Below are 21,061 nucleotides of genomic sequence, written 5' to 3'. Positions count from 1 at the left end.
GAGGATCTGCGGGCCGTCTGGCGGGCACCACGGGGCGGTTGGTGGCCGTTGCGGGGCGCAATTTCGTGTCCGGATCAGGAGACTAACATCGAAGAGTCGTTGGTGATGGGTGTTCTCGATGCCCACGAAGAGAGGTGAACCCACATGTCGGTGCCAGGTGTCGGCGGTAAGACGGTCCTGATCACCGGCGCGGCCGGTGGTATCGGAACCGCAACCGCCCGAGCGTTTGCCGAGGCCGGAGCCGATGTGGTTCTCACGGATATCGGTCCGGCACCGATCGAACCGCCGTGGGATGCGGCAATGCACTACGTCCAGGCCGATGTCACGGACCCGGATGCCGTTGCGGGCGTCTTCGACCATGCCCAGCGGCTTCATGGTCAGGTCGATGCGGTGGTCCACGCGGCCGGCGTGCTCACCACCGGTCCGGTGTCGGAATTGACTGATTCCGAATGGGATCGGGTCTTGACCGTCAACGCGACCGGCACGATGGTCGTGACCCGGGCCGCGTCCCGCGTTCTACGTGGCCCGGCCTCGATCACGGTGGTCTCCTCCAACGCCGGGGCAACGCCCCGTGCAGGTATGGCGGCCTACGCGGCTTCCAAGGCTGCGGCGACCGCATTCGTCCGGTCCCTCGGGCTGGAGTTGGCGCCGCTGGGCATTCGCTGCAACGTCATCTCGCCGGGCTCGACCGACACCGCGATGCTCCGGGGGATGTGGGATGCACCCGATGGCTCGGCGGCAACCATCGCAGGCTCGCCGGAGAGTTTCCGGTTGGGTATCCCGCTCGGCCGTCTTGCGGATCCGGTCGAGATCGCCGGGTGCGCAGTATTTCTCGCCTCCGACGCGGCCCGGCACATCACCCTGCACGACCTGCGGGTCGACGGTGGGGCCACCCTCGACCAGTGAGCTGCAGGGTGCGGGCTGGTGCATTCAAGTTAAGTGTGCCTACACTAAGTTATGGCCAGTGTTTCGTGACCACGTGTGGAAAGGTGGAGGACCGTCTGTGGCAATTCCGGCGATTGATCCGTATGAACTGCCGAGTGCATCGGTGATTCCGGAGAACAAGGCGCCCTGGGTGCTGGCGCCGGAGCGCGCGGCTCTCCTCATTCACGATATGCAGAACTACTTCATCGACGCCTTTGACGTCGATGCCGAACCGATGGCCACAGTCATGCCCAACATCGCGGCGATCAGGCAATGGTGTGCGCGGCTGCAGATCCCGGTGATCTTCACCATGCAACCGGGTGACCAGCACCCGTCCCGCCGGGGCCTGTTGGCCGATCTGTGGGGACCGGGGCTGACCGTCGGCCGCGACACCGAGGTGGTGTCCGAGCTGGCACCGCTGAGCAGCGACATCCAGGTGACGAAGTGGCGCTACTCCGCGTTTCAGCGCACGGACCTGCGTGAGCTGCTCTCGCATCACGGTCGAGACCAGTTGTTGGTCACCGGCGTCTACGCGCACATGGGGTGCATGCTGTCCGCCGCCGAGGCCTTCATGACCGACATCCAGCCGTTTTTCATCGCCGACGCCACCGCCGACTTCAGCCGGGATGAACACGAGATGGCGTTGTCCTATGCAGCAAAGCGCTGCGCCGTGGTCACCACCACCGACGATGTGATCGGCGTCCTGCGCCATGCCGCCGCAGCCTGAGTCCGGCGAGAGGGTCTCGGAGCCACTGGAGTTGGACGGAGTCGTCCCGTATCCGCCGCAGGTGGCACAGGACTACCGTGACCGCGGGTTCTGGACGGGCGAAACCCACTGGGACATGCTGGAATCCACGGTTGCTCGCAGTGCAGGCGTCGTTGCCGTGCGCGACGAACGCAGAGCCGTGACGTACGGCGAGTTGCGGGACAACGCACTCTCGCACGCCGACACCCTGTCTGCGATGGGGATCGGGCGCGGGGACCGGGTGGTTGTCCATTTCCCCAACGTCGTCGAGTTCGTCGAGATCACCTTTGCATTGTTTGCACTCGGCGCCGTGCCGATCTTTGCGCTTCCCGCACACCGCGGCAGCGAGATCCGGTACTTCATCGAATTCGCCGAGGCCGCAGCGTACGTGACGGTCGACAAGGCGGCCGGATTCGATTACGGACGCCTTGCCGGTGACTTGAAGAGCGAGTTCGGCGACCTGCAGACGGTGGTGCTGCCACTCGGTGCGAAGAATCCGGCAGTCGGTGACCGCGGTCCACACCGGTGCGCTGCGTTGCCCTCGGATCTGGCTTTTCTTCAATTGTCCGGCGGGACCACCGGGCGTCCGAAGCTGATCCCACGCACACACGACGATTACCTCTATTCGGTGCGCGAGAGCAACCGTATCTGTGGCGTCACCTCGGACACGGTGCTGCTGGTGGTGCTGCCGGTGTCGCACAACTTCACGATGAGTTCGCCGGGCATACTCGGTGCGTTCCATGCCGGGGCCACGGTGATCCTGGCCCCGAACCCCAGCCCGGACACCGCATTCGAGCTGATCGAGCGGCACCGGGTCACCATGGTCTCCCTGGTTCCGCCGGTGGCACTGGCCTGGATGAACTCGTCGCTGCGGGAAACCCGTGACCTGTCGAGTCTGCAGACGATCCAGGTCGGTGGGGCCAAGTTCAGCCAAAGCGCGGCCGAGCGAATCGAGACCGACCTCGGCGCCCGCCTGCAACAGGTGTTCGGAATGGCCGAGGGATTGGTCAACTACACGCGCCTCGATGACGACATCACCACCGTGACCACCACCCAGGGCCGTCCGATCTCGGAGGCCGACGAGGTCCGGGTTGTCGACGACAATGACCTCGACCTGCCGCGAGGGCAGGCCGGGCACCTGCTGACCCGGGGGCCATACACGATCCGCGGCTATTTCCGGGCAGCCGAACACAACGCAAGATCTTTTACCGCCGACGGCTTCTACCGCACCGGAGACATCGTCACCCAAGATGAGCGCGGCTATCTCACGGTCGTGGGCCGGGCGAAGGATCAGATCAATCGCGGGGGCGAGAAGATCGCACCCGAAGAGGTCGAGAACCATCTCCTGGCACACGAGTGGGTCCACGACGTCTCGGTTGTCGGCATCCCCGACGACCATCTCGGCGAGCGCAGCAAAGCGTACGTGGTGCTGCGTGCCGAATATGCCTCCACGCCACCGACTTCGCTCGCGATCAGGAAGTTTCTGCGAGAGCGTGACCTGGCGGCCTACAAGATCCCCGACGTTGTCGAGTTCGTGACCGAGTTCCCGCGCACCTCGGTGGGCAAGATCTCGAAGAACGATCAACGGACACCGCGTCCGGAGTCGGTGCATTGAAACGCCGGGCACCGAGAAGTGCACTGACAGACATGGACAGGGGAGAGTGAAGTGAGCGGTTCCACCGTGCTGTCGAGGCAGCGCATCGTCTCGGATATCGCCGAACTGCTCGATGTGGCACCGGAAGAGCTGACCGAAGACACGAATCTGCTTGATGCCGGACTGGATTCGATCCGGTTGATGTCGCTGGTCGAGAAGTGGCGCACAGCAGGCTCTCCCGGTGCCGATTTCGTGAACCTGGCCTCCGACCCGGTGGTCGGTGTGTGGCTCGACGCCGTGTCCGTCGACGATGAACACGGGTCGGCCCCGAGCTGATGAGCTCGATCAATCAAAAGCAATGCGGTTGGGCGGGTGTGGTTGCAGATCAGCCGACCACGGGCCTGACCGCCGAGGAAGGAATGACAATGGCCATCGGCGATGGTTCTCCCGCGGACGTGGTGGGTGTGGGCTTCGGTCCGTCGAACCTCGCGTTGGCGATCGCGATCGAGGAGCACAACCGATCGGTTGACCCGGATCGCCGGATCGTGGCGCGGTTTGTGGAGAAGCAATCACGCTTCGGCTGGCACCGGGGAATGTTGTTGCCCGGCACGACGATGCAGATCTCATTCCTCAAAGACCTGGTCACGCAGCGTGATCCCTGCAGTGAGTACTCGTTTCTCAACTACCTGACGCAGCAGGGCCGGTTGTCGCACTTCATCAATCATCAGAGCTTCTTCCCGACCCGGGTCGAGTTCAGCGACTATCTGACCTGGGCGGCCGACAAGGTCGACGCCGATGTGGCCTACGGTGCGCAGGTCAGTGGTGTGGATTGGGACGGCGAGTTCTTCGAGGTCAAGGTCGCCGGTCGGCCTTCGGTCCGGGGCCGCAATCTTGTTGTCGCAGCGGGTCTGACGGCGAGCCTGCCCGCCGGCATCCAGCCGAGCCCGCGGGTTTTCCACAATCATCGGCTCCTCGATCATCTGGCGGTGTTGCCCGAACAGCAACACCACCGGTTTGTCGTGGTCGGAGCCGGGCAGAGTGCAGCGGAGGTCACCGCGTACCTCCACGACACATATCCGGGGTCCGAGGTTCACGCGGTCTTCGGGAAGTACGGGTACACCCCGGCCGACGACAGCCCATACGCCAACCGGATCTTCGATCCCGAAGCGGTGGTGGACTTCCATCAGGCCTCGCCCGACCTACGTCAGCAGTTGCTCGACTACCACCGCGGCACCAACTATTCGGCGGTCGATCTGCCGTTGATCGAGGAACTGTACCGGCGCGAATACCAGGAGCGGGTCAGCGGCAATCGTCGTCTATTCGTCCGGGGTGCCTCCGAGATCAGCAAGGTCCTCGACTCCGGCTCCGGGGTGGCGGTGCGGATCTGTCATCGGCCGAGTCAGGCGATCGAGGAGATCGATTGCGACGCAATCATCTTCTCGACCGGCTTCCGTCCGACGGGACTTGTCGAGTTGCTGGGCCCGCTGGGCGAGGAATGCGAGTCCGACGACCTTGGCCGGCCGGTGGTGGCCCGGGACTACCGGGTGGTGACCAGCGATCGGGTCGGCGGTGCGATCTATCTGCAGGGCAATACCGAGCACACGCATGGACTGACGTCGTCGTTGTTGTCGAACCTCGCGGTGCGGTCCGGTGAACTCGTCACGTCGCTGGCCGGGGCCGGGGTCCCGAGCCTGATCTAGTTCCCGAGCCGCCGGGTCCGCTCGGACCGGCCGAGGAATGCGCATGGAACAGTCATGACTAAGGTGAGCGTAACCAATTGTGACGTAGGTAATCCATGTGCGGAGAGGGTCGTGAGGGCGGCGGCGAAATGAAGGCAGAACACAACATCGGCCGGTTACCCCGGTGAATCCCCGTTCGGGTGCAATGTCGCGGTCTGACCTACCCAAAAGCAGCGAAGCCGCCGGCGGGTCGGGTGTGGAGAAGAAGCGGCCAGACGGACTGGCCGCGACCAACACGCGTCGGATGCTTGGCTGGTTTGCCGCCGTCACCGTGCTGGCCCTGGTGTGTCTGCTCAGCATCGCGATCGGTTCCCGGGACATCCCCCTGGGAACCGTTTGGCAAGCGCTGTTCTCGCCGGAGAACTCCAACGAGCACATCGTGATCCGTGAACTGCGCATCCCGCGAACGATCCTCGGACTGGTCGTCGGGATGGCGCTCGGGGTCTCGGGTGCACTCATCCAGGCGACCACCCGGAACCCGCTGGCCGACACCGGCATCCTCGGTATCAACGCAGGTGCCGCGTTTTCGGTGGCACTGGCGGTCAGCGTTTTCGGTCTGAGCAGCCTCATGTCGAACGTGTGGTTCGCCTTCATCGGCGTGATCGTCGTGATGGTGGTCGTCTACGTCGTGGGATCTTCCGGGCGCGGGGGTGCCACACCGATTCGGCTGACGCTGGCCGGCGTCGCGGTCGGAGCTGTGTTCCAGGGCATCACCACCGGGATGATCCTGCTCGATCCCGCTGCCTTCGACCAGATGCGCAACTGGATCGCCGGATCCATCTCCGGGCGCGGCCTCGATGTCACCTATTCGATTCTCCCGTTTGTCGCGATCGGGCTGATCATGTCCATGAGCGTGGCCCGATCGCTGAACGCGGTGGCACTCGGCGACGATCTCGCCCGGTCCCTGGGCGCCAACATCGTGCGGACGCGGGTCATCGGTTTCGCTGCGGTGACCCTGCTGTGTGGTGCTGCGACCGCGGCGGCCGGACCGATCGGATTCGTCGGGCTGATGGTGCCTCACGTGGCACGCTGGATCGTCGGACCCGATCAACGCTGGATACTTGCGTACACCCTGGTCGGCGGCCCGATTTTGATCCTGCTGTCCGACGTCATCGGACGTCTGGTGATCCGGCCGGGGGAGATGCCGGTCGGTATCGTCACCGCATTCGTCGGCGCTCCGGTGCTGATCTTCCTGGTGCGACGCACGAAGGTGAGCGGGCTGTGAGCATCGATGTCCGCAAAACACCGACCGCGAGGGTGAGCACCTCGAAGATCGACTTCGGCCGGCGCCTCGTGATTCTGCGGGTCCCCGGCACCGGTCTGTCCGGGAGGGTCGACATACGTGCCGTCGCGGTGGTTGCGGTCCTGACCGCTCTGGCACTGGTGGCGGCCGTGATCGCGCTCGGTACCGGCGACTATCCGGTCGCGCCGGGCCGTGTTCTCAACGCCATCTTCTCGGACGGCACCAGGCTCGAAGAGTTGGTGGTGATGAAGTGGCGGATGCCCCGGGTCCTGCTGGCCCTGGTTCTCGGTGCGGCGCTGGGCATCAGCGGCGCGATCTTCCAATCGATCACCCACAACCCGCTCGGCAGCCCAGACATCATCGGATTCAACACCGGCGCCTACAGCGGCGCCCTGGTGGTCCTGCTCCTGGTCGGTGGCATGGGCTACTACGGCACCGCGGCCGGCGCCCTCGTGGGCGGTGTGGTCACCGCGCTGCTCGTGTATGTCCTTGCCTTCAAACGCGGGGTCCAGGGGTTCCGGCTGATCATCGTCGGAATCGCGATCAGCGCGATCCTGCAATCGGTGAACACCTGGCTGATCCTCAAGGCGGATCTGGAGGAAGCGATGTCGGCCGCGACGTGGGGTGCCGGGTCGCTCAACGGGCTCGGCTGGAATCAGGCCGCACCGGTGTTCGTCATCCTCGGGGTTCTGATCCTGCCGACCGTCTGGGCGGCGTATCGGATGCCGGTCCTGGGCATGGGCGACGATGCCGCCAAGGCCTTGGGGATCCGGACCGAACGGACGAGACTGGGCCTGATCGTGCTGGGGGTTTCGCTGACCGCGGTGGCGACCGCCGCCGCGGGTCCGATCGCCTTTGTCTCCCTGGCGGCGCCGCAACTGGCCCGTCGCCTCACCCGTACCGCCGGAGTGGCGCTGGTGCCGGCGGCCGCGATGGGCGCGCTGCTGCTGATCGTCAGCGACCTGATCGCGCAGCGGGCCTTCGCGCCGAACCAACTTCCGGTGGGAGTTGTCACCGTGTCGGTGGGCGGGCTCTATCTGGTGTGGTTGCTCGCCAGGGAAGCCCGACGACAATGACCCCCTCGATGAGGAGTGAGATGGACAAGGTTGACATGGTGCAGGCCGATGGCGAGGCGGCGGTGGCGACATCCAACCGGCTACAGGCCCGCGACATCACCATCGGCTACGACAAGCGGGTCATCAGTGAATCGCTGAGCGTCCAGATCCCGGACGGCGCGTTCACCGTGATCGTCGGGCCGAATGCCTGTGGCAAATCGACGTTGCTGCGGGCCCTGTCCCGCCTGCTGACGCCGACCAGCGGGTCGGTGTTGTTGGACGGCAAGGCGATCAACTCGTATCCGGCCAAAGAAGTGGCCCGCAAGCTCGGACTACTGCCGCAGGCGTCCATCGCCCCCGATGGCATCCGGGTCGCCGACCTGGTGGCCCGTGGCCGGTATCCGCACCAGAAGCTGATCCGGCAGTGGTCGAACGACGACGAAACCGCCGTTGTCGATGCGATGGAGGCCACCGGCGTCACCGACCTGTCCGGACGCCTGGTCGACGAACTCTCCGGCGGGCAGCGACAGCGGGTCTGGGTCGCGATGGTGCTCGCCCAGCAAACACCGCTGATGCTGCTCGATGAACCGACGACGTTCCTCGACATCGCCTATCAGATCGACCTTCTCGAACTGTGCAGCGACCTCAACCGCAATCAGGGACACACCCTCGTCGCGGTCTTGCACGACCTGAACCATGCCTGCCGGTACGCCGATCACATCATCGTGATGAAGGACGGCCGGATCGTCGCCGAAGGGCGGCCAACCGAGATCGTCACCGCGGAACTCGTCCATGACGTGTTCGGGCTGCCCTGCCGGATCATCGATGACCCCGAGTCACATACGCCGCTGATCATTCCGCTGGTCAGGCGCTGACTGCCGCTGTATCCCGATCCGGCCACGATCTCGAAGGCGGTGTTCGGATGAACACGGTGTTCCCCGCACCCACCGTCGGCGGAGGCTACGGGGAGGTGGGGGTGATGTCGGCGGTGAGTGAGATCTCGACCGGCGCCCCGCCGGGCAGGGCGTAGACGCCGACGGCACTGCGGGCGGGTAATCCGCTCGGACCAAACCGCTCGACCAAGACCTCGGTGGCGCCGTCGGCGACCCGGGACAGGTCGGTGAAATCAGGTGCGCAAGCGATGTAGACGACCATTTCCACGCACCGGAAGTCAGCGGTGTCTCCGATCTCGGAGGACACTGCAGCCAGCGCATTGTCGACCGCGATCGCGGCGGCCTCGCGGGCGGCGGTCAATCCGACGTCCGCGCCCACCCGGCCGGTGACCACCAGGATGCCGTCTCGACGCGGCGTCATGCCTGCGGTCCGGATCGTGTTGCCGGAGCGGGTCGCCGCCACGTACAGCCCCTGGGGGCGGGGAGCGTCAGCCGACACCGAGCGCCACCCCCTCTTGCCGCGGATCGCTACCGCCGCTGAGGATCCCACGCGGATCGAGTGAGATGATCTGGGCACTTCCGTCGGCTCCCATCGGCGGCAGCACCGTCACCCGATGCCCGGCTCGGGAGAGTTGTTCCCGGACACCGGCCTCGATGGACCCCTCGACCCGAAGTTCCGGCGGCGCGCCGATGACGTCGGCGTCGGAACCCGGATAGACGGTGAACCGCGGGGCCTCGACGGATTCCTGCGGATCGAGTCCGTGGTCGAGCAGGTGGGACAGCAACTGCATGTTCCACTGCACCTGTCCGTCGCCGCCGGGGGTGTTGCCGACATGCAGGAGTTCACCGGATGCGCCGGTGACCACCCAGGCGTTGAGGGTGTGCAGTGGTTTGCGCCGGGGCGCCACCTCGTTCGGGTGCCCGTCGATCAGGTAGGCGCCGCGGCCGAGCCGATTGTTGAGCACGATGCCGGTGCCGGGCACAGTCATCTTCGCGCCGAAGGTGAAGGCGAGCGAGTGGATGAAGCTCACCGCCCGGCCGTCGGAGTCGACCGTCACGAAGGACGTGGTGTCACCGTCGCCGACGGCGAACTGCTGCGCGGGCGCCGCCATCCGAGACCGTCCGGCAGAGATATTGTCCGGGTGCAGGATTCGCGGCACCGCGTCGTTGTCCGATGCGCTCCAACGGAACCGGTCCTCGAATGCGATCCGCGCCGCGTTCGCGAACTGTTCGATTGCGGCCGCGCTGAGCAGCGGCGAGGAACCGATGTCGCAGCACAATGCTGCCTGCTGCAGGACCATCCACCCGGGTGTGGGAAGTGGCGTCTGGTGGATCGTCGCCCCGGAGTATTCGCCGGAGATGGCCGCTTCCGGATGTACGTCCCAACCCTGCGCCCACTCGTCGCCGGAAAACGGCGCGCCACCGCGCTGCAGAGCACTGACACACCGCTGAGCCAGGTTGCCCCGATAAAACGCTTCCGGGTCGGCGGCAAGCTCCCGGATGGTCTGGGCGAGATCGGGCTGAGGTAGTCGTGTACCCACCAGTGGTACCTGCCCGGCGTCGAGGAACCGGCTGCTCAGGTCCCGGTCGCGCCCGATTGCGCCCAGTGCGGTGTGGACGTCGTTGCGGGTCTTGGCCGAACAGGGGAGTCCGCCGGCGGCCAGGACTGCCGCGGGCTCCCACAGTTCGGCGAGACTGCGGGTGGCGCCGTGTCGGTGCAGGGCGGCCAGCGCCGCGGGTGCGCCCGGCACGGAGACGGCGAGGGCTCCGTCGAGGGGGATGGCGCTCAGACCCCGTTCGCGATAGAACTCCGGGGTACCCCCGTCCGGACCGAAACCGCTTCCACCGATCGTCCACACCCGGCCGTCGGGTTCTCGGACGACGGCGAATGCATCACCGCCGATGCCACATTGGCCGGGGAGCGTCAACCAGGTGACCGCGGCCATCGCGAGCGCGGCATCGATCGCATTGCCACCGTCGGCGAGGACTGCGGCGCCGGCCTGGCTGGCCAGGGGATGACTCGACGAGACCATGGCGCCGGTCGCGAGGGTGGGAGGCCGGAGCGACCTGGTGGTCATGACTTGCGGAGCTTGCGCCGGCGGGGCCCCTCCGGGGGCTCGGTCGGATCGATACCGACGAAGATCTCCCCGTCGCGTTCCTCGACGGGATAGGTCTTGATCGGCTCGGTCGCCGGTGGGCAGAGGGGTTCACCGGTCTCGAGGTCGAATGCGCTTCCGTGGCAGGAGCAACCGATGCCGTCCTGGACGAGCTTTCCCGACGACAGCAGGCAGTCGAGGTGTGAACAGTAATTGGATGTGGCGTAGGCCTTGCCGTCCAGTCGCGACACGGCCACCTCGTACTCGTCGGCGTAGAACCGGCGCACGATGCCCTCGGGCACCTGCCCCGAGCGGGCGACTCTCTTGAACTCCAAGGTTTCCTCCAGTAGGTGAGACCGCGAGGGGTCAGGGGGTGGGGTTGAGATAAACGGTCTTTTCCGACTGGTAGAACTGCATGAGCATGGGCCCGGCCTGTTCCTTGAACGTCTGGGTGCTCGAGTTCTTGTACCCACCGAAGGGTGCGTTCATCGCCATGCCGGTTGTCGGCTGGTTGATCTTGACCAGACCGGTGCGTGAGCGGTTGGCGAAACTGTTGGCGTGGGCCAGGTTCTGCGTGACGATCGACGCGCTCAGACCGAAGTCCGTGTTGTTGGCCAGCGTGATGGCCTCCTCGAACGAGCTCACCCGGTGGAAGGCCAGCAGCGGACCGAAGACTTCCTCGGACGCGATGCGCATGTCCGGGGTGGCTGTGAAAACAGCTGGGCGGACGAAGAATCCGCGGCGCAGATGGTCGTCGGTACAGCGGGTGCCACCGGATACGAGCCGGGCACCCTCGTCCGTGCCGATTTGGACGTAGTGCAGGAACTTGGTCAGCTGTGCCTCGCTGGCGAGAGGTCCCATGGCGACACCGGGTGCGGTGCCGGCACCGACGACGAGGTTCTCGGTCAATCCGACGACCCGCTCCAGGAGAGCGTCGTGGATGGTGGTGTCGGCGATCACCCGACTGGTGCCGGTGCAGGCCTGGCCCGACAGGCCGAAAGCGCCTTTGACGATGAGGGCCGCGGCCTTGTCCAGGTCCGCATCGGCCAGCACCACCACCGGGTTCTTGCCGCCCATCTCGAGTTGCACTCGCCGGGCGGGCCCGACCTCACGGTGGATCGCCCGGCCCACGTCGGTGGACCCGGTGAAGGTCACCGCATCTACCCGTTCGTCGGCAACGACTGCGGCGCCTGCCTTTCCGTCACCCTGGATGAGGGCGATCGCCTGCGGCGGCAGGCCCGCGTCGAGCAGGGCCTCGACCAGGCGCTGTCCCATCAGCGGAGTCAGTTCAGAGGGCTTGAACAAGACCGCGTTTCCTGCGGCCAGGGCGGGCCCGATCTTGCGGGAGGGGATGTTGAGCGGAAAGTTCCAGGGTGTGATGGCGCCGATGACCCCGAACGGTTCCCGGACCGTGTAGACCAGACCATCACCCGGGGACGGGTAGGTGGTGCCGGTCGCACGTGTCGCCTCACCGGCGTAGAAACGGAAGTTCATCGGTGTGCGGCTCACCTCCATCCGGGCTTCCGCGGCGGTCTTGCCCTCCTCCCGGATCAATTCGGCGACCAGTGAGTCGGCGCGCTGCTCCAACAGCACCGCGGCAGCCTCCAGGATCGCCGCCCGGCGTTCAGGAGAGCTCTGCGACCACTCGGCGAAACCGGCGACCAGGCCGTCGACGGCGCCGGCCACATCATCGGCGTCGGAATAGGGGAACGATCCGATCACATCGTCCGGATCCGCCGGATTGTGGCGTTCGAATCGGGTTCCGGATGCTGACGGAATCCATTGCCCCGCCACGAAATTCATACCCTCGATACTCATGCTCAACTGACCACCTGTTCGCCGATTTCCCAAAGGTCCGCGTCCTCGTCGGCAAGGACCCGACGATCGACGCGCTGTCCGATCAATTCCCGTGCGGCCATGATGTCCTCGCCACGATCGATCGCGAAAGCCGCCCGCAGGATGCCCTCCTGCAGATAGAAGGCTGCGAACTCTGCACCGTCACGATCCCCGCGGAAGACGAGATCGGTGGCGCCGCGGGTGTTTCCGGCCAACTGGATGTTCATCCCGTACTGATCGGACCAGAACCAGTGCGGATCGTCGGCTGCCGTATCCCGGCCCACGATCGCGTTGGCCACGACGCCGGCCTGCCGGTTCGCGTTGTCGAAATGCTCGACGCGGACCGGGCCCGTCTCGGACATGCGGCAGGCGACGTCGCCCGCAGCGTAGATGTTGGGGATACCGGTCCGACCGGATTCGTCCACGACGATGCCGCCGGTCGTGAGCAGGCCGCTCGCGGCCGCGGCCTCGACGTTCGGTTCGATTCCGATCCCGACCACGACGGCGTCCGCTTCGACGATACGACCATCGGACAGGATGATCCGGACGCCGGCGTCGGAGGTCGTCACCTCGCGTACCAGCGCCGCGGTGTGGATCTCGACGCCGCGTTCGCGGTGCAGGCCGGTGCAGTATTCGGCGATCTCCGAGCCCAGGGCGCCGGCCAGGGGTGTGGTTCCACGTTCGAGCACCGTGACCGAGACGCCGAGACCGATTGCGGTCGAGGCGATCTCGAGGCCGATGAAACCGCCGCCGATGATGGCGAGGCGGCTGCCCGGAGTCAATCGCTGCGCCAACGCCATCGAATCATCGAGCGTCCGGAGGTGGTGGACGAGGTCGGGTCGGGTGCCGGTGGTCTCGAGGGTGCGGGGACGTCCACCGGTCGCGAACACCACGGCATCGACGTCCAGGAGTTCTCCGGTATCGAGTTCGATGCTGCGATCGGAAGGATTCACCCGCCGTACTGTTGTCCCGGTCCTCAGTTCGATCATGTTCTCCGAGAGCCACTTCGGGGTCAGCAGCGCAAGTGAATCGGCTGACTCACGGCCCGAGAGGAATTCCTTGGACAGCGGCGGGCGTTGGTAGGGCGCATGCTGTTCGGCGCCGAGCAGGACGATGCGCCCGTCGAATCCGCGCCGGCGCAACGTCCGGGCGACGACGGCGGCGACTTGACCTGCGCCCACGGTCGCAACGGTGGTCGTCATGATGGCTCATCCTCACGGGAGTCGTTGTGGCCGCGTCGGATGCGCGGCATCGGATCGAGATAGACGGTGTCGTTGTGGACCGCGACACCGTAGGTGGGCTGGCAGAGGTCCTGGTCTTCCTCATAGCCGGATTCCAGGTCGAAACGCCATTGATGTCCGGGACAGATCACTCTCCCGTGGAGCAGCGTGCCCTTGATCAGCGAGCGGTCCTGGTGGACGCAGAGGTCGGCAAAGGCGTAGATCTTCTCGCCCGTACTGAAGAGGGCGATGCCGACACCGTCGACCTCGACGAGCAGTTTTCGGCGTCGTGTGACTTCCTTCGTGGTCGCCACCGCCACCCAGTGCTGGGGCGGCGCAGTGGACGGGGATGCGTCGTCGAGCATGGGGGGTCTTCCGTTCTCCCGAAGAGGGTCGAGTCCGTGGTGGTGATCCGGCCCGCGGATGCTCACGCGGGCCGGACCACAGTTCAGGCGGCAGATCAGGCCGAGGTGAGCTCCAGGTCCGGCGCGACATAGGTGTCGTACAGGCCCTTGGTGTAGGAGAAGCGCATCTCCGCGCCCCACCGCACCAGCTGCAGGCAGCGCTGCTGCAACTGCGGGGTGTCCGCGCAGTCGAGGACGATCTGGTAACCGCGTTCGCCGTGCACCACGTCCGAGGTGATGTGGAGGTCGAAGAACTCGATCTCGTCCTCGGTGAAGCCGTACACCTCACGCAGCGGGATGATCTGCTTCTTGTAGATGCTGGGCACCTGCGACTCCAGTCCGACCACCAGTGCGGCCGTCGCGACGACGAAGTTCTCGCGGGAGGACACCGCGTAGCACCACGACTGCAGGCCACGGGTGATGGCACTCATGTTGCTGGGATCCTCGATGCGTTCTTTGGTGGTGCCACAGGCTTCACCGAACTTGATGAGGAGGTCCGTGTGCCGGATGTCGGCCAGTTCTTCCTCGTACATGTTCTGCAGGGTGAAGTCTTTGGCATCGGTGTAGTGATCGGGAGTGTTGGCGTAGATGTTCGCGAGGTAGTCGGAGAAGGGGCCGACGTAGTGGTAGTGGTTCTCGGCCCACCGGGCGAAGTGGTGCTTTTCGAGCTTGCCCTCCGCCCAGGCCTTGCTGAAGGAGGCGTTCTTGGCCTCACGGCCCTTGATCGCACCTTCCAGCGCGGTGCGGAACTCGTCGCGTCCGAGCAATTCGGTCATGGTATTTCCTCTCGAGGATGTTCGATTCGTGTGCGGGCGCAATCGCGGGCAGCTCCATTGCGGCCGTTGATGAAGCGAAAACCGGTGTTTTGCACCTGGATTCGGTGCTGTTGACGATATCGGCGACGATCGCGCCCGGCCAGGTTCACAGTGGCCGGATCCGGCCGGTGATCACGGTCGATGTGCACAGTCAGTGCGCGGCGACCGAGGTCAGCGACGCGAACTCGGCCAGCATCGCGGCGCCGACGGCCTTGTCCTGTTCACCGTTGCCGCCACTGATCCCGACGGCGCCGACGATCTGACCGTCATAGATCAGGGGAAAGCCGCCGACGAAGATGGCGAACTTCCCGGGCAGCATGTGGCTGATGCCGAAGGCCTCGTTGCCGGGAAGTGCCGGGCCGTTCGGCGGCTCGTTGAACAGATGGGTCGCCCGTTCGTGACCGGCCGCGGTGAATGCCTTGGCGATGGCGATGTCCACGCCGGTCAGTCGGGCACCGGGAAGGCGGTGCAGGGCAATGACATTTGCGCTCTCGTCGCATACACACAGTGTCTGCTTGACGCCGATCTCGTCGGCCTTCGCGCGGCCGGCGATGAGAAGCGGCAGCGCGTCGTCGAGGGTGATCCGGTGTATTTGATGCATGGGGTCGCTCTCTTCGAGGGGTCCACCGAACATGACGGTGGATATCGGGTGCCGGTGTCCGATCGTGGCGGTCGCCAGCGGGACATCTCATTTCTAACAGCGCCCGAGCGTGAACGACGTGGTGAAAGTGGCTTAGGATCAATGCAATATGTGGGCATTGTGCACATCGCTTGAGTGCGAGTGACCCCGATAATGGGTGGATGCAGTGTGTCCGGCAACCGTCGGCATCACATCCCCTGTGGAAGAAGGCAAACCGTCATGGAACCCAGCCCTCGACTCACCGGCCGCGGCCTCCTGGATGAAACGCTCATGGCCGGTGCAACGGTGGTTTCCGGAACAGGTTGCTTGGATCGTCCGCTGACCTGGGCACTTCCGTTCAGTGAGGTGATGGGACGCTACGACAACCTCGACGCGGTTGCGGTGTATGCCCGCCCGGAGGCGATCGCGGGCAATCCACAGGCATTGACCGCGCTGGCCGCGCGCGGTGCTGCGGCCTTGATCATCGACGGCTCGATCCCGGCGGCGGTCGCCGCCATGGACCTGCCGGAGGACATGGCTGTGGTCGAACTGTCGTTCCCGATCGGTTTTGCCGACCTGAATCGTCTTCTGGCAGAACGGTCCCTGAATCAAGAATTGCACGTCATGCGGTACTCGTCCCACGTGCACAGCACGCTCGCCGGGCTGCTGCACCGAGGTGCCGGGATGGCGATCCTGATCCGAGAGGTCTCGGCGCTCGCCCAGTGTCCGGCGCTCGCGCTCGATGCCCGCGGCACCGTTGTCGCCCAACACGGTATGGCCGGGGAAGAAACCGCCTCAGTGTATGAACGACTGCGAAATAGTTTGGTGGACAGACAGAGTCGTACTTCTGGCCGGTCCGCACACGGCGCCACCACCTGCGTCGTCGAACTCGACGACGAGGAGTCCAGGTATACCTGTACCGCGAGTTCCATCATGCTCGGCAAATGGTTCGAGGGCTGGGTTGTCGTGCTGGCCGGTGGACCGTCGTCCCCTGGCCTGCACGATCTTGCTCAGCATGCGGTGGTCACAGCACAGGCGACCGCGATAGTCGGGTCAGAGATGTTGCGGCAACGCAGCGTCGATGAAGCCGAGGAACGTGCACGTGGCGATTTCGTACAGGCGCTTGTACACGGCAGTTTTGCAAGCGAACACGACCTGCAGACACGTGCGGACTACCACGATGTCGACCTCACATCGACGTTCGGTGTCTTCGTGGTGCCGGTGCCCGCGCCGAAGATGAACTCGTCCGATTCCGACCGGAGCGGGAGTCTGGTGAAGATCGCGCGTCACGTCGCGGGAGTGCTCCCGGATCCGGCGGTCCGCTCGTACGTCACGGTGATCGGTGATGTGCTGGTGGTGGTTCGGACATTGAAGTCCCGCGACGACCGGGAGATCGAAGTCGAGATGGCCGACTACGCGGAGGCAATGGCTTTCGATGCTCAACGTCGCGGCGCACGCACCACCCGGGTGGCACACGGCGCGTCGGCCCTGGGTGTCGATCAGATCCGGGAGAGCTATCGGCAGGCACGGGTCGCGCTGGGGATCGGTCAGCGATTGCAGATGACCGGGTCGATCGCGTATCGCGACCTGCGTGGTTTCGGGGTCCTCGAACTGGTCTCCGGCACCGATCGTGGCCGACAACTCGTCCGAGATGTGTTGGGGCCGTTGCGTCCGGGCTCGGACCTCTACGACACTCTCGTCGCTTATCTCCGCGTCGGCGGTAACGTGAACGCTGCCGCGCGGGACCTGAATGTCCACCGGAACACGATGCTGTCCAAGCTGGACCGGATCACCAAGGCCCTGCGAATCGATGTCCGGGTGCCGGAGAACCAGTTCACGGTCTGGTTGGCCATCCGGCTGGAGTTGCTCGAACAAATCCACCACGCGGTGGACGGCGAGATCAATTACCGCTGAACTTCTTGGGCGGTTCGACCCTGACGCCTTCCGGATCGTGTCCGAGGAACGTGGCACCGAGACCGGTCGCTGCCACGATCGCACACACCCCGAAGAGTGCCGGATACGACCAGCTGTCGATCGCGATGGCGACCCACGCGGCGCCGAGTGCCGAGCCACCGAACCGGATGAGGTTGAACAGGCCCAGTCCGGTGCCCTGCGCGCCGGCGGGGGATCGCGTCGACCCTGCGGCAGCCGGTGTCTGGACCATCGCGATCCCGATACCCGTGGTGACCAGTGCCCCGACCATGGTCCACCGGTTGCCGTCAGACACCCAGACCACCAACACCATCGCGACCTGGGCGAGAATCAGCACACACAAGCCGGCCCTCATCATCCGGCGGGCGCCGAGTGAATCGGACGTGCGCCCGACCACCGGCCCGAGCAGGGCCATTGCCGCCGGCAGGGCGAACAGGATCAGGCCGGCGGCGGCCGTGGACTCACCGTGGTCGTTGAGATAGAGCGGCACGGCCAGCAGAGCTGAACCCAGACAGAACATTTGGGCGCACGCTGCGACGGCGCTACGGACAAACCGGGATTCGGCGGTCAACCGGACGTCCACGAAGGGTGCCGCGGTCCGGCGCGCGTGCCAGATGAACCAACCCAGCAGGGCGCCGGCCACACCGATCAGTCCGAGTACGACGGCCACGTGTACACGTGGCTGTGGCACCAGGGTCAGACCCAGAACCAAGACTCCGGCCCCCAGCGTCAACGCGACGGCACCGGTCACATCCAGGCGCATGACACGTCCCGGATAGGCGGGTATCCAACGCATCGTGCCTGCAAATCCGATGAGCGCCACCGGGATCAGCGGGACGAAAACCCAACGCCAGCCCCATGTCCCGGCGATCAGGCCGCCCATCGACGGGCCGACGGCCTGTCCGATCCCGTTCACGCTCGCCCAGGCGCCGACTGCCCTGGCCCGCCGCTGCGGGCCGAACAACCAGGCGATCAAGCCCATTACGGCGGGCGCGAACGCGGCGGCTGCGACACCACCGAGTGACCGCCACGCGATCAGCGCGGCCAGGCTCGGCGCGGTGGCAGCACCGGCGGAGCAGACTGCAGTGGCCAGCAGCGCGCCGCAGTACACCCGGCGCCTGCCGAAACGGTCTCCGACGTACCCGGCGAGCGGCATCGTCGCGGCAAAGGTGAGCAAGAAGCCCACGGCGACGAGGACCCCGTCTTCGAGAGGTGCATGGAAGTCGGAAAGTATCTCGGCGAGTGGAACATTGACGATGTTGTTGCTGACCGTACCGACCAGTGTCCCGGCAAGCAGTGCCGAGAGCGCCAACGGGGTACCGGCGTCGTCGGCGTTTGTCGTCTTGGCCGGGTCGGCAGTGGTGGTCATCGGTTCCTCGTCCCCGTTCCCGGGCCGGGATGACCGGCTCCGCCTCCCACCATCTCACCGCGTCCGGCGGTGAGCACCACCGCGAAAGCTCGATTGTGCACAGGGTTTCCGGTGAAACCTATGCATACTGCACCGCTCGACGGTCTTCTCGGACGGCGAGATGACCGATGATCGCGGCGGCGAACATCAGGGCCGCGGCCAGTGCCATCGGGACCGCCACGTGGAGGTGGAGCAGCAGTGCCCCGGCCACGGCACCGAGGAAGATCGTGAGGATGGCGGCCAGCCGCCGGTTCGCGAGACTGTGCTTGCTGCCCGGCATGAACGACTCACCGGCGAGCTGGGTGAGGGTGGAGGTCACGACCACCGTCGTCATGTCGGTCACCGCGAGTTTCCGGGCGACGGCCGCCTGGGTGCCCATCACCGCAGCTGTGGTTGCGGCGACGGCAATCTGGACGGGTTCGGCGTGTGGATCGAGCAGGATCAAAGCCAGCGCGCAACCGGCGAGCGCGCCACCGCCGGCGACCAGCAGGCCGGTGGTGCGACGCAGGTGCCAGGTCTTCTCGTGACCCCGCAGGAGTAGGCCGGCCACATAGGCACCCATCATGAACGCGCACACCGCGAACAACGGTCCCAGGATCGGTAGTCCGTCGGCTCCGGCCAATGCCATACCGAGGATGACGATGTTGCCGGTCATGTTGCCGGTGAACACCCGATCCAGGGCAAGATAGCCGACCGCGTCGACGATGCCGGTGACGAATGTCAGGACGATGACGGGCAGGAAGGCTGGTTCGAGCTGGAAGCGCGGCGGCATGGTGGTGGGCTCCTCGGTGAGCGTGGACGGGGGACGATCGGACCGGGCGACGCCGAATGCCCGCCGCGGATACTCCCCGCGGCGGGGCACTCGAGACGGGATCTGTGTCAGAGGAACAGGATCGCGAACAGCGTGCAGAGGACGAGACCGCTGACGACGGGCAAGAAGCACTTCCGGGCCAGGTCGAGTACCGGAACCCGGGCGAATCCGGCCACAGCGACGAGCGATGACCAGGCGACGAGCGTGCCACCGCCCGACCAGATATTGCCCATCTGACCGATCGCCGCAAGGGTCGAGGGATCCATGTCGACGGCCGGACCCAGAGCCCCCGAGAGTGAACCGGTCAGCGGCAGGCCACTGAAACCGGAGCCCTCCAGACCCGCGATCATGCCGATGAACAGGATGCCGAACGCCGTCACGAACGAGTTCTGGGGGAGGTGTGACTGCGCGGAGTTCACCAGATCGAACAGGATTGCCGGACCTGCCTCGTCGTCGGAGTAGCCCAGAATCGCGCCGGAGAAGTCGGCGTTTCCGATGAAGAAGAAGCCGGCGATGGGGAGCACGATGCCCATCGCCTTGAAGGCGAAGACAAGCCCGTCGATGAGGTGCTCGGACGTGGTCTCGAGAAAGTTGCCCTTGTCGGTGACCGCGGCGGCCGCAAAGAGCACCAGAGCGGCGATACCTCCGACGATGGCGGCCGCATCGCCACCTTTCAACTCTGGGAAGACACCCACCTTCCCCAAGATGAGGTAGACCACGAAGGCGAGATAGACCAGCGGCACCAGCATCGCGAAGGTGCGAGCCATCGCCGACTTCGCCGGCGGTTGATCGCCCGGTACCGCCACCCGTTCGATAACGGTTGTGGCCGAGGACGATTCGGTCACGGTGGACACTTTCACCGGGCCGCCGGGCCGCGGTCCGGGGAGACCGCCGTCGACGGAGTCGGAATCCGGTCCGCCGACACCACCGTCGTCGCCCAGCTCATCACGCAGGTCGTCGGCACCGCGGTCGGCCTCTGCCTCCCATTCGACGAGCAGGTCCGGTGACGGAGCGCGCCAGTGTTTGCGCTGCATGACGAACGTGATGATGAGGGCGGTCAGGCCGACGATGAGCGATAGGACCATCGCCTTGTCGGCCACCAGGTCGGCGTCCACGCCGGCGCTCGATGCCGAGATGCCGGGAGCGACTTTGATGATGTAGTCCGACGACAGCGCCATTCCCTGACCGCAGATGGCGATCACCATACCGACCGACAGCGGAGACAGGCCGGCACGGATGGCCACGGGGATGAGCACTGCGCCCACGAGCGGAACCGCAGGTGTGGGCCAGAAGAACAGCGAGATCACGTAGGTGACGATCGCCAGAACGATGAAACTGCTTGTGCCGGTCCGCATCACGCGCCTGAACGGGGCGACCATCAGGCGGTCGGCACCCATGTGACGAAGTGCGCCCAACATTGCCGTGACCATGGCGATGATGAGGAAGATGTTGAAAAGCTCTTTGGCGGCAACAAGACTGGCATTGAAGATCGATGCGAGACCGGTGATGATGCTGCCGGAGAAGACGAAGGCGGTCAGGAATGTCGCTATCACAGCAGGTACGACGATGTTCTTGCGCATTGCCATCGTGATGAGGATGACGATGATCCCGACGAAATACACCCAGTGGGCGGCAGTGAGATGAGCGTTCAATGTGGTTCCTCCGGAAAACGCACCTGGACCGAAATGTGCGGGGCTGTGAGAATTGAGTTTTCCGCCAGAACCGAT

Annotated in this window: 20 protein-coding genes; 9 read left to right on the top strand and 11 right to left on the bottom strand. The window is 65.4% G+C overall.

From position 1 onward, the window contains the following. The first annotated feature begins 144 nt into the window (after positions 1–144). From AC51GR_RS10980 to AC51GR_RS10945, 8 genes are all read left to right on the top strand, one after another. Complete coding sequence (locus tag AC51GR_RS10980; RefSeq protein WP_496324678.1) at positions 145–906, top strand: SDR family oxidoreductase; 762 nt, start codon at positions 145–147, stop codon at positions 904–906. A 97-nt stretch (positions 907–1,003) separates the two neighbouring features. Continuing rightward, a complete protein-coding gene (locus tag AC51GR_RS10975; RefSeq protein WP_496324677.1) occupies positions 1,004–1,651 on the top strand; it encodes an isochorismatase family protein in 648 nt (215 codons plus the stop codon). Then, positions 1,635–3,284, top strand: coding sequence for a (2,3-dihydroxybenzoyl)adenylate synthase (locus tag AC51GR_RS10970; protein WP_496324676.1), 1,650 nt, complete (start codon positions 1,635–1,637; stop codon positions 3,282–3,284). The genes AC51GR_RS10975 and AC51GR_RS10970 overlap by 17 nt, the downstream gene beginning before the upstream one ends. Positions 3,285–3,335: 51 nt before the next feature. Beyond that, entirely contained in the window at positions 3,336–3,599 is a 264-nt protein-coding gene (locus AC51GR_RS10965; protein ID WP_496324675.1) for a phosphopantetheine-binding protein, read from the top strand. A gap of 89 nt (positions 3,600–3,688) precedes the next feature. Next, positions 3,689–4,963, top strand: a complete 1,275-nt coding sequence (locus AC51GR_RS10960; protein WP_496324674.1) for a lysine N(6)-hydroxylase/L-ornithine N(5)-oxygenase family protein — start codon at positions 3,689–3,691, stop codon at positions 4,961–4,963. A gap of 184 nt (positions 4,964–5,147) precedes the next feature. Beyond that, a complete protein-coding gene (locus AC51GR_RS10955) occupies positions 5,148–6,227 on the top strand; it encodes a FecCD family ABC transporter permease (protein ID WP_496324673.1) in 1,080 nt (359 codons plus the stop codon). Further along, entirely contained in the window at positions 6,224–7,321 is a 1,098-nt protein-coding gene (locus AC51GR_RS10950) for a FecCD family ABC transporter permease (protein ID WP_496324672.1), read from the top strand. The genes AC51GR_RS10955 and AC51GR_RS10950 overlap by 4 nt, the downstream gene beginning before the upstream one ends. A gap of 20 nt (positions 7,322–7,341) precedes the next feature. Then, the gene (locus tag AC51GR_RS10945) at positions 7,342–8,175 is read left to right on the top strand and encodes an ABC transporter ATP-binding protein (protein WP_496324671.1); all 834 of its coding nucleotides are present in this window, start codon (positions 7,342–7,344) and stop codon (positions 8,173–8,175) included. Positions 8,176–8,260: 85 nt separating this feature from the next. On the opposite strand, the gene AC51GR_RS10940 is transcribed toward AC51GR_RS10945, so the two are convergent. The 8 genes from AC51GR_RS10940 to AC51GR_RS10905 all read right to left on the bottom strand — a co-directional run bounded on the left by AC51GR_RS10940 (position 8,261) and on the right by AC51GR_RS10905 (position 15,165). Then, on the bottom strand, positions 8,261–8,692 hold the full coding sequence (locus AC51GR_RS10940; RefSeq protein WP_496324670.1) for a RidA family protein: 432 nt from the start codon (positions 8,690–8,692) through the stop codon (positions 8,261–8,263). After that, the gene (locus tag AC51GR_RS10935; RefSeq protein WP_496324669.1) at positions 8,682–10,271 is read right to left on the bottom strand and encodes a gamma-glutamyltransferase family protein; all 1,590 of its coding nucleotides are present in this window, start codon (positions 10,269–10,271) and stop codon (positions 8,682–8,684) included. The genes AC51GR_RS10940 and AC51GR_RS10935 overlap by 11 nt, the downstream gene beginning before the upstream one ends. Further along, complete coding sequence (locus AC51GR_RS10930) at positions 10,268–10,624, bottom strand: Rieske (2Fe-2S) protein (protein ID WP_496324668.1); 357 nt, start codon at positions 10,622–10,624, stop codon at positions 10,268–10,270. Before AC51GR_RS10930 ends, AC51GR_RS10935 begins: the two co-directional genes overlap by 4 nt. Before the next feature lie 31 nt (positions 10,625–10,655). Further along, the gene (locus AC51GR_RS10925; RefSeq protein WP_496324667.1) at positions 10,656–12,107 is read right to left on the bottom strand and encodes an aldehyde dehydrogenase family protein; all 1,452 of its coding nucleotides are present in this window, start codon (positions 12,105–12,107) and stop codon (positions 10,656–10,658) included. 2 nt (positions 12,108–12,109) lie between these two features. Then, positions 12,110–13,330, bottom strand: a complete 1,221-nt coding sequence (locus AC51GR_RS10920; RefSeq protein ID WP_496325048.1) for an NAD(P)/FAD-dependent oxidoreductase — start codon at positions 13,328–13,330, stop codon at positions 12,110–12,112. Next, positions 13,324–13,710, bottom strand: coding sequence for a Rieske (2Fe-2S) protein (locus AC51GR_RS10915; RefSeq protein ID WP_496324666.1), 387 nt, complete (start codon positions 13,708–13,710; stop codon positions 13,324–13,326). The genes AC51GR_RS10920 and AC51GR_RS10915 overlap by 7 nt, the downstream gene beginning before the upstream one ends. A 95-nt stretch (positions 13,711–13,805) precedes the next feature. Further along, the gene (locus AC51GR_RS10910) at positions 13,806–14,525 is read right to left on the bottom strand and encodes an iron-containing redox enzyme family protein (protein ID WP_496324665.1); all 720 of its coding nucleotides are present in this window, start codon (positions 14,523–14,525) and stop codon (positions 13,806–13,808) included. A 190-nt stretch (positions 14,526–14,715) separates the two neighbouring features. Next, on the bottom strand, positions 14,716–15,165 hold the full coding sequence (locus AC51GR_RS10905) for a GlcG/HbpS family heme-binding protein (RefSeq protein WP_496324664.1): 450 nt from the start codon (positions 15,163–15,165) through the stop codon (positions 14,716–14,718). A gap of 258 nt (positions 15,166–15,423) precedes the next feature. On the opposite strand from AC51GR_RS10905, the gene AC51GR_RS10900 reads away from it, so the two are divergent. Further along, positions 15,424–17,097 (top strand): PucR family transcriptional regulator, encoded by a 1,674-nt coding sequence (locus AC51GR_RS10900; protein WP_496324663.1) that lies wholly within the window; start codon positions 15,424–15,426, stop codon positions 17,095–17,097. Here AC51GR_RS10900 and AC51GR_RS10895 read toward each other — a convergent pair. The 3 genes from AC51GR_RS10895 to AC51GR_RS10885 all read right to left on the bottom strand — a co-directional run bounded on the left by AC51GR_RS10895 (position 17,084) and on the right by AC51GR_RS10885 (position 20,986). Beyond that, entirely contained in the window at positions 17,084–18,484 is a 1,401-nt protein-coding gene (locus AC51GR_RS10895) for an MFS transporter (protein WP_496324662.1), read from the bottom strand. The genes AC51GR_RS10900 and AC51GR_RS10895 overlap by 14 nt on opposite strands. A gap of 118 nt (positions 18,485–18,602) precedes the next feature. Then, positions 18,603–19,385 carry a YoaK family protein gene (locus AC51GR_RS10890; RefSeq protein ID WP_496324661.1) on the bottom strand — a complete coding sequence of 261 codons (783 nt, stop codon included), beginning with the start codon at positions 19,383–19,385 and terminating at the stop codon, positions 18,603–18,605. Between the two features lie 17 nt (positions 19,386–19,402). Beyond that, on the bottom strand, positions 19,403–20,986 hold the full coding sequence (locus AC51GR_RS10885; RefSeq protein ID WP_496324660.1) for a TRAP transporter large permease: 1,584 nt from the start codon (positions 20,984–20,986) through the stop codon (positions 19,403–19,405). Between the last annotated feature and the right edge of the window lie 75 nt (positions 20,987–21,061).

It is taken from the genome of Williamsia sp. z71, assembly GCF_059553375.1.
Note: the sequence above shows the minus strand (reverse complement) of the source record. Positions and strands in the feature narration are given on the sequence as shown.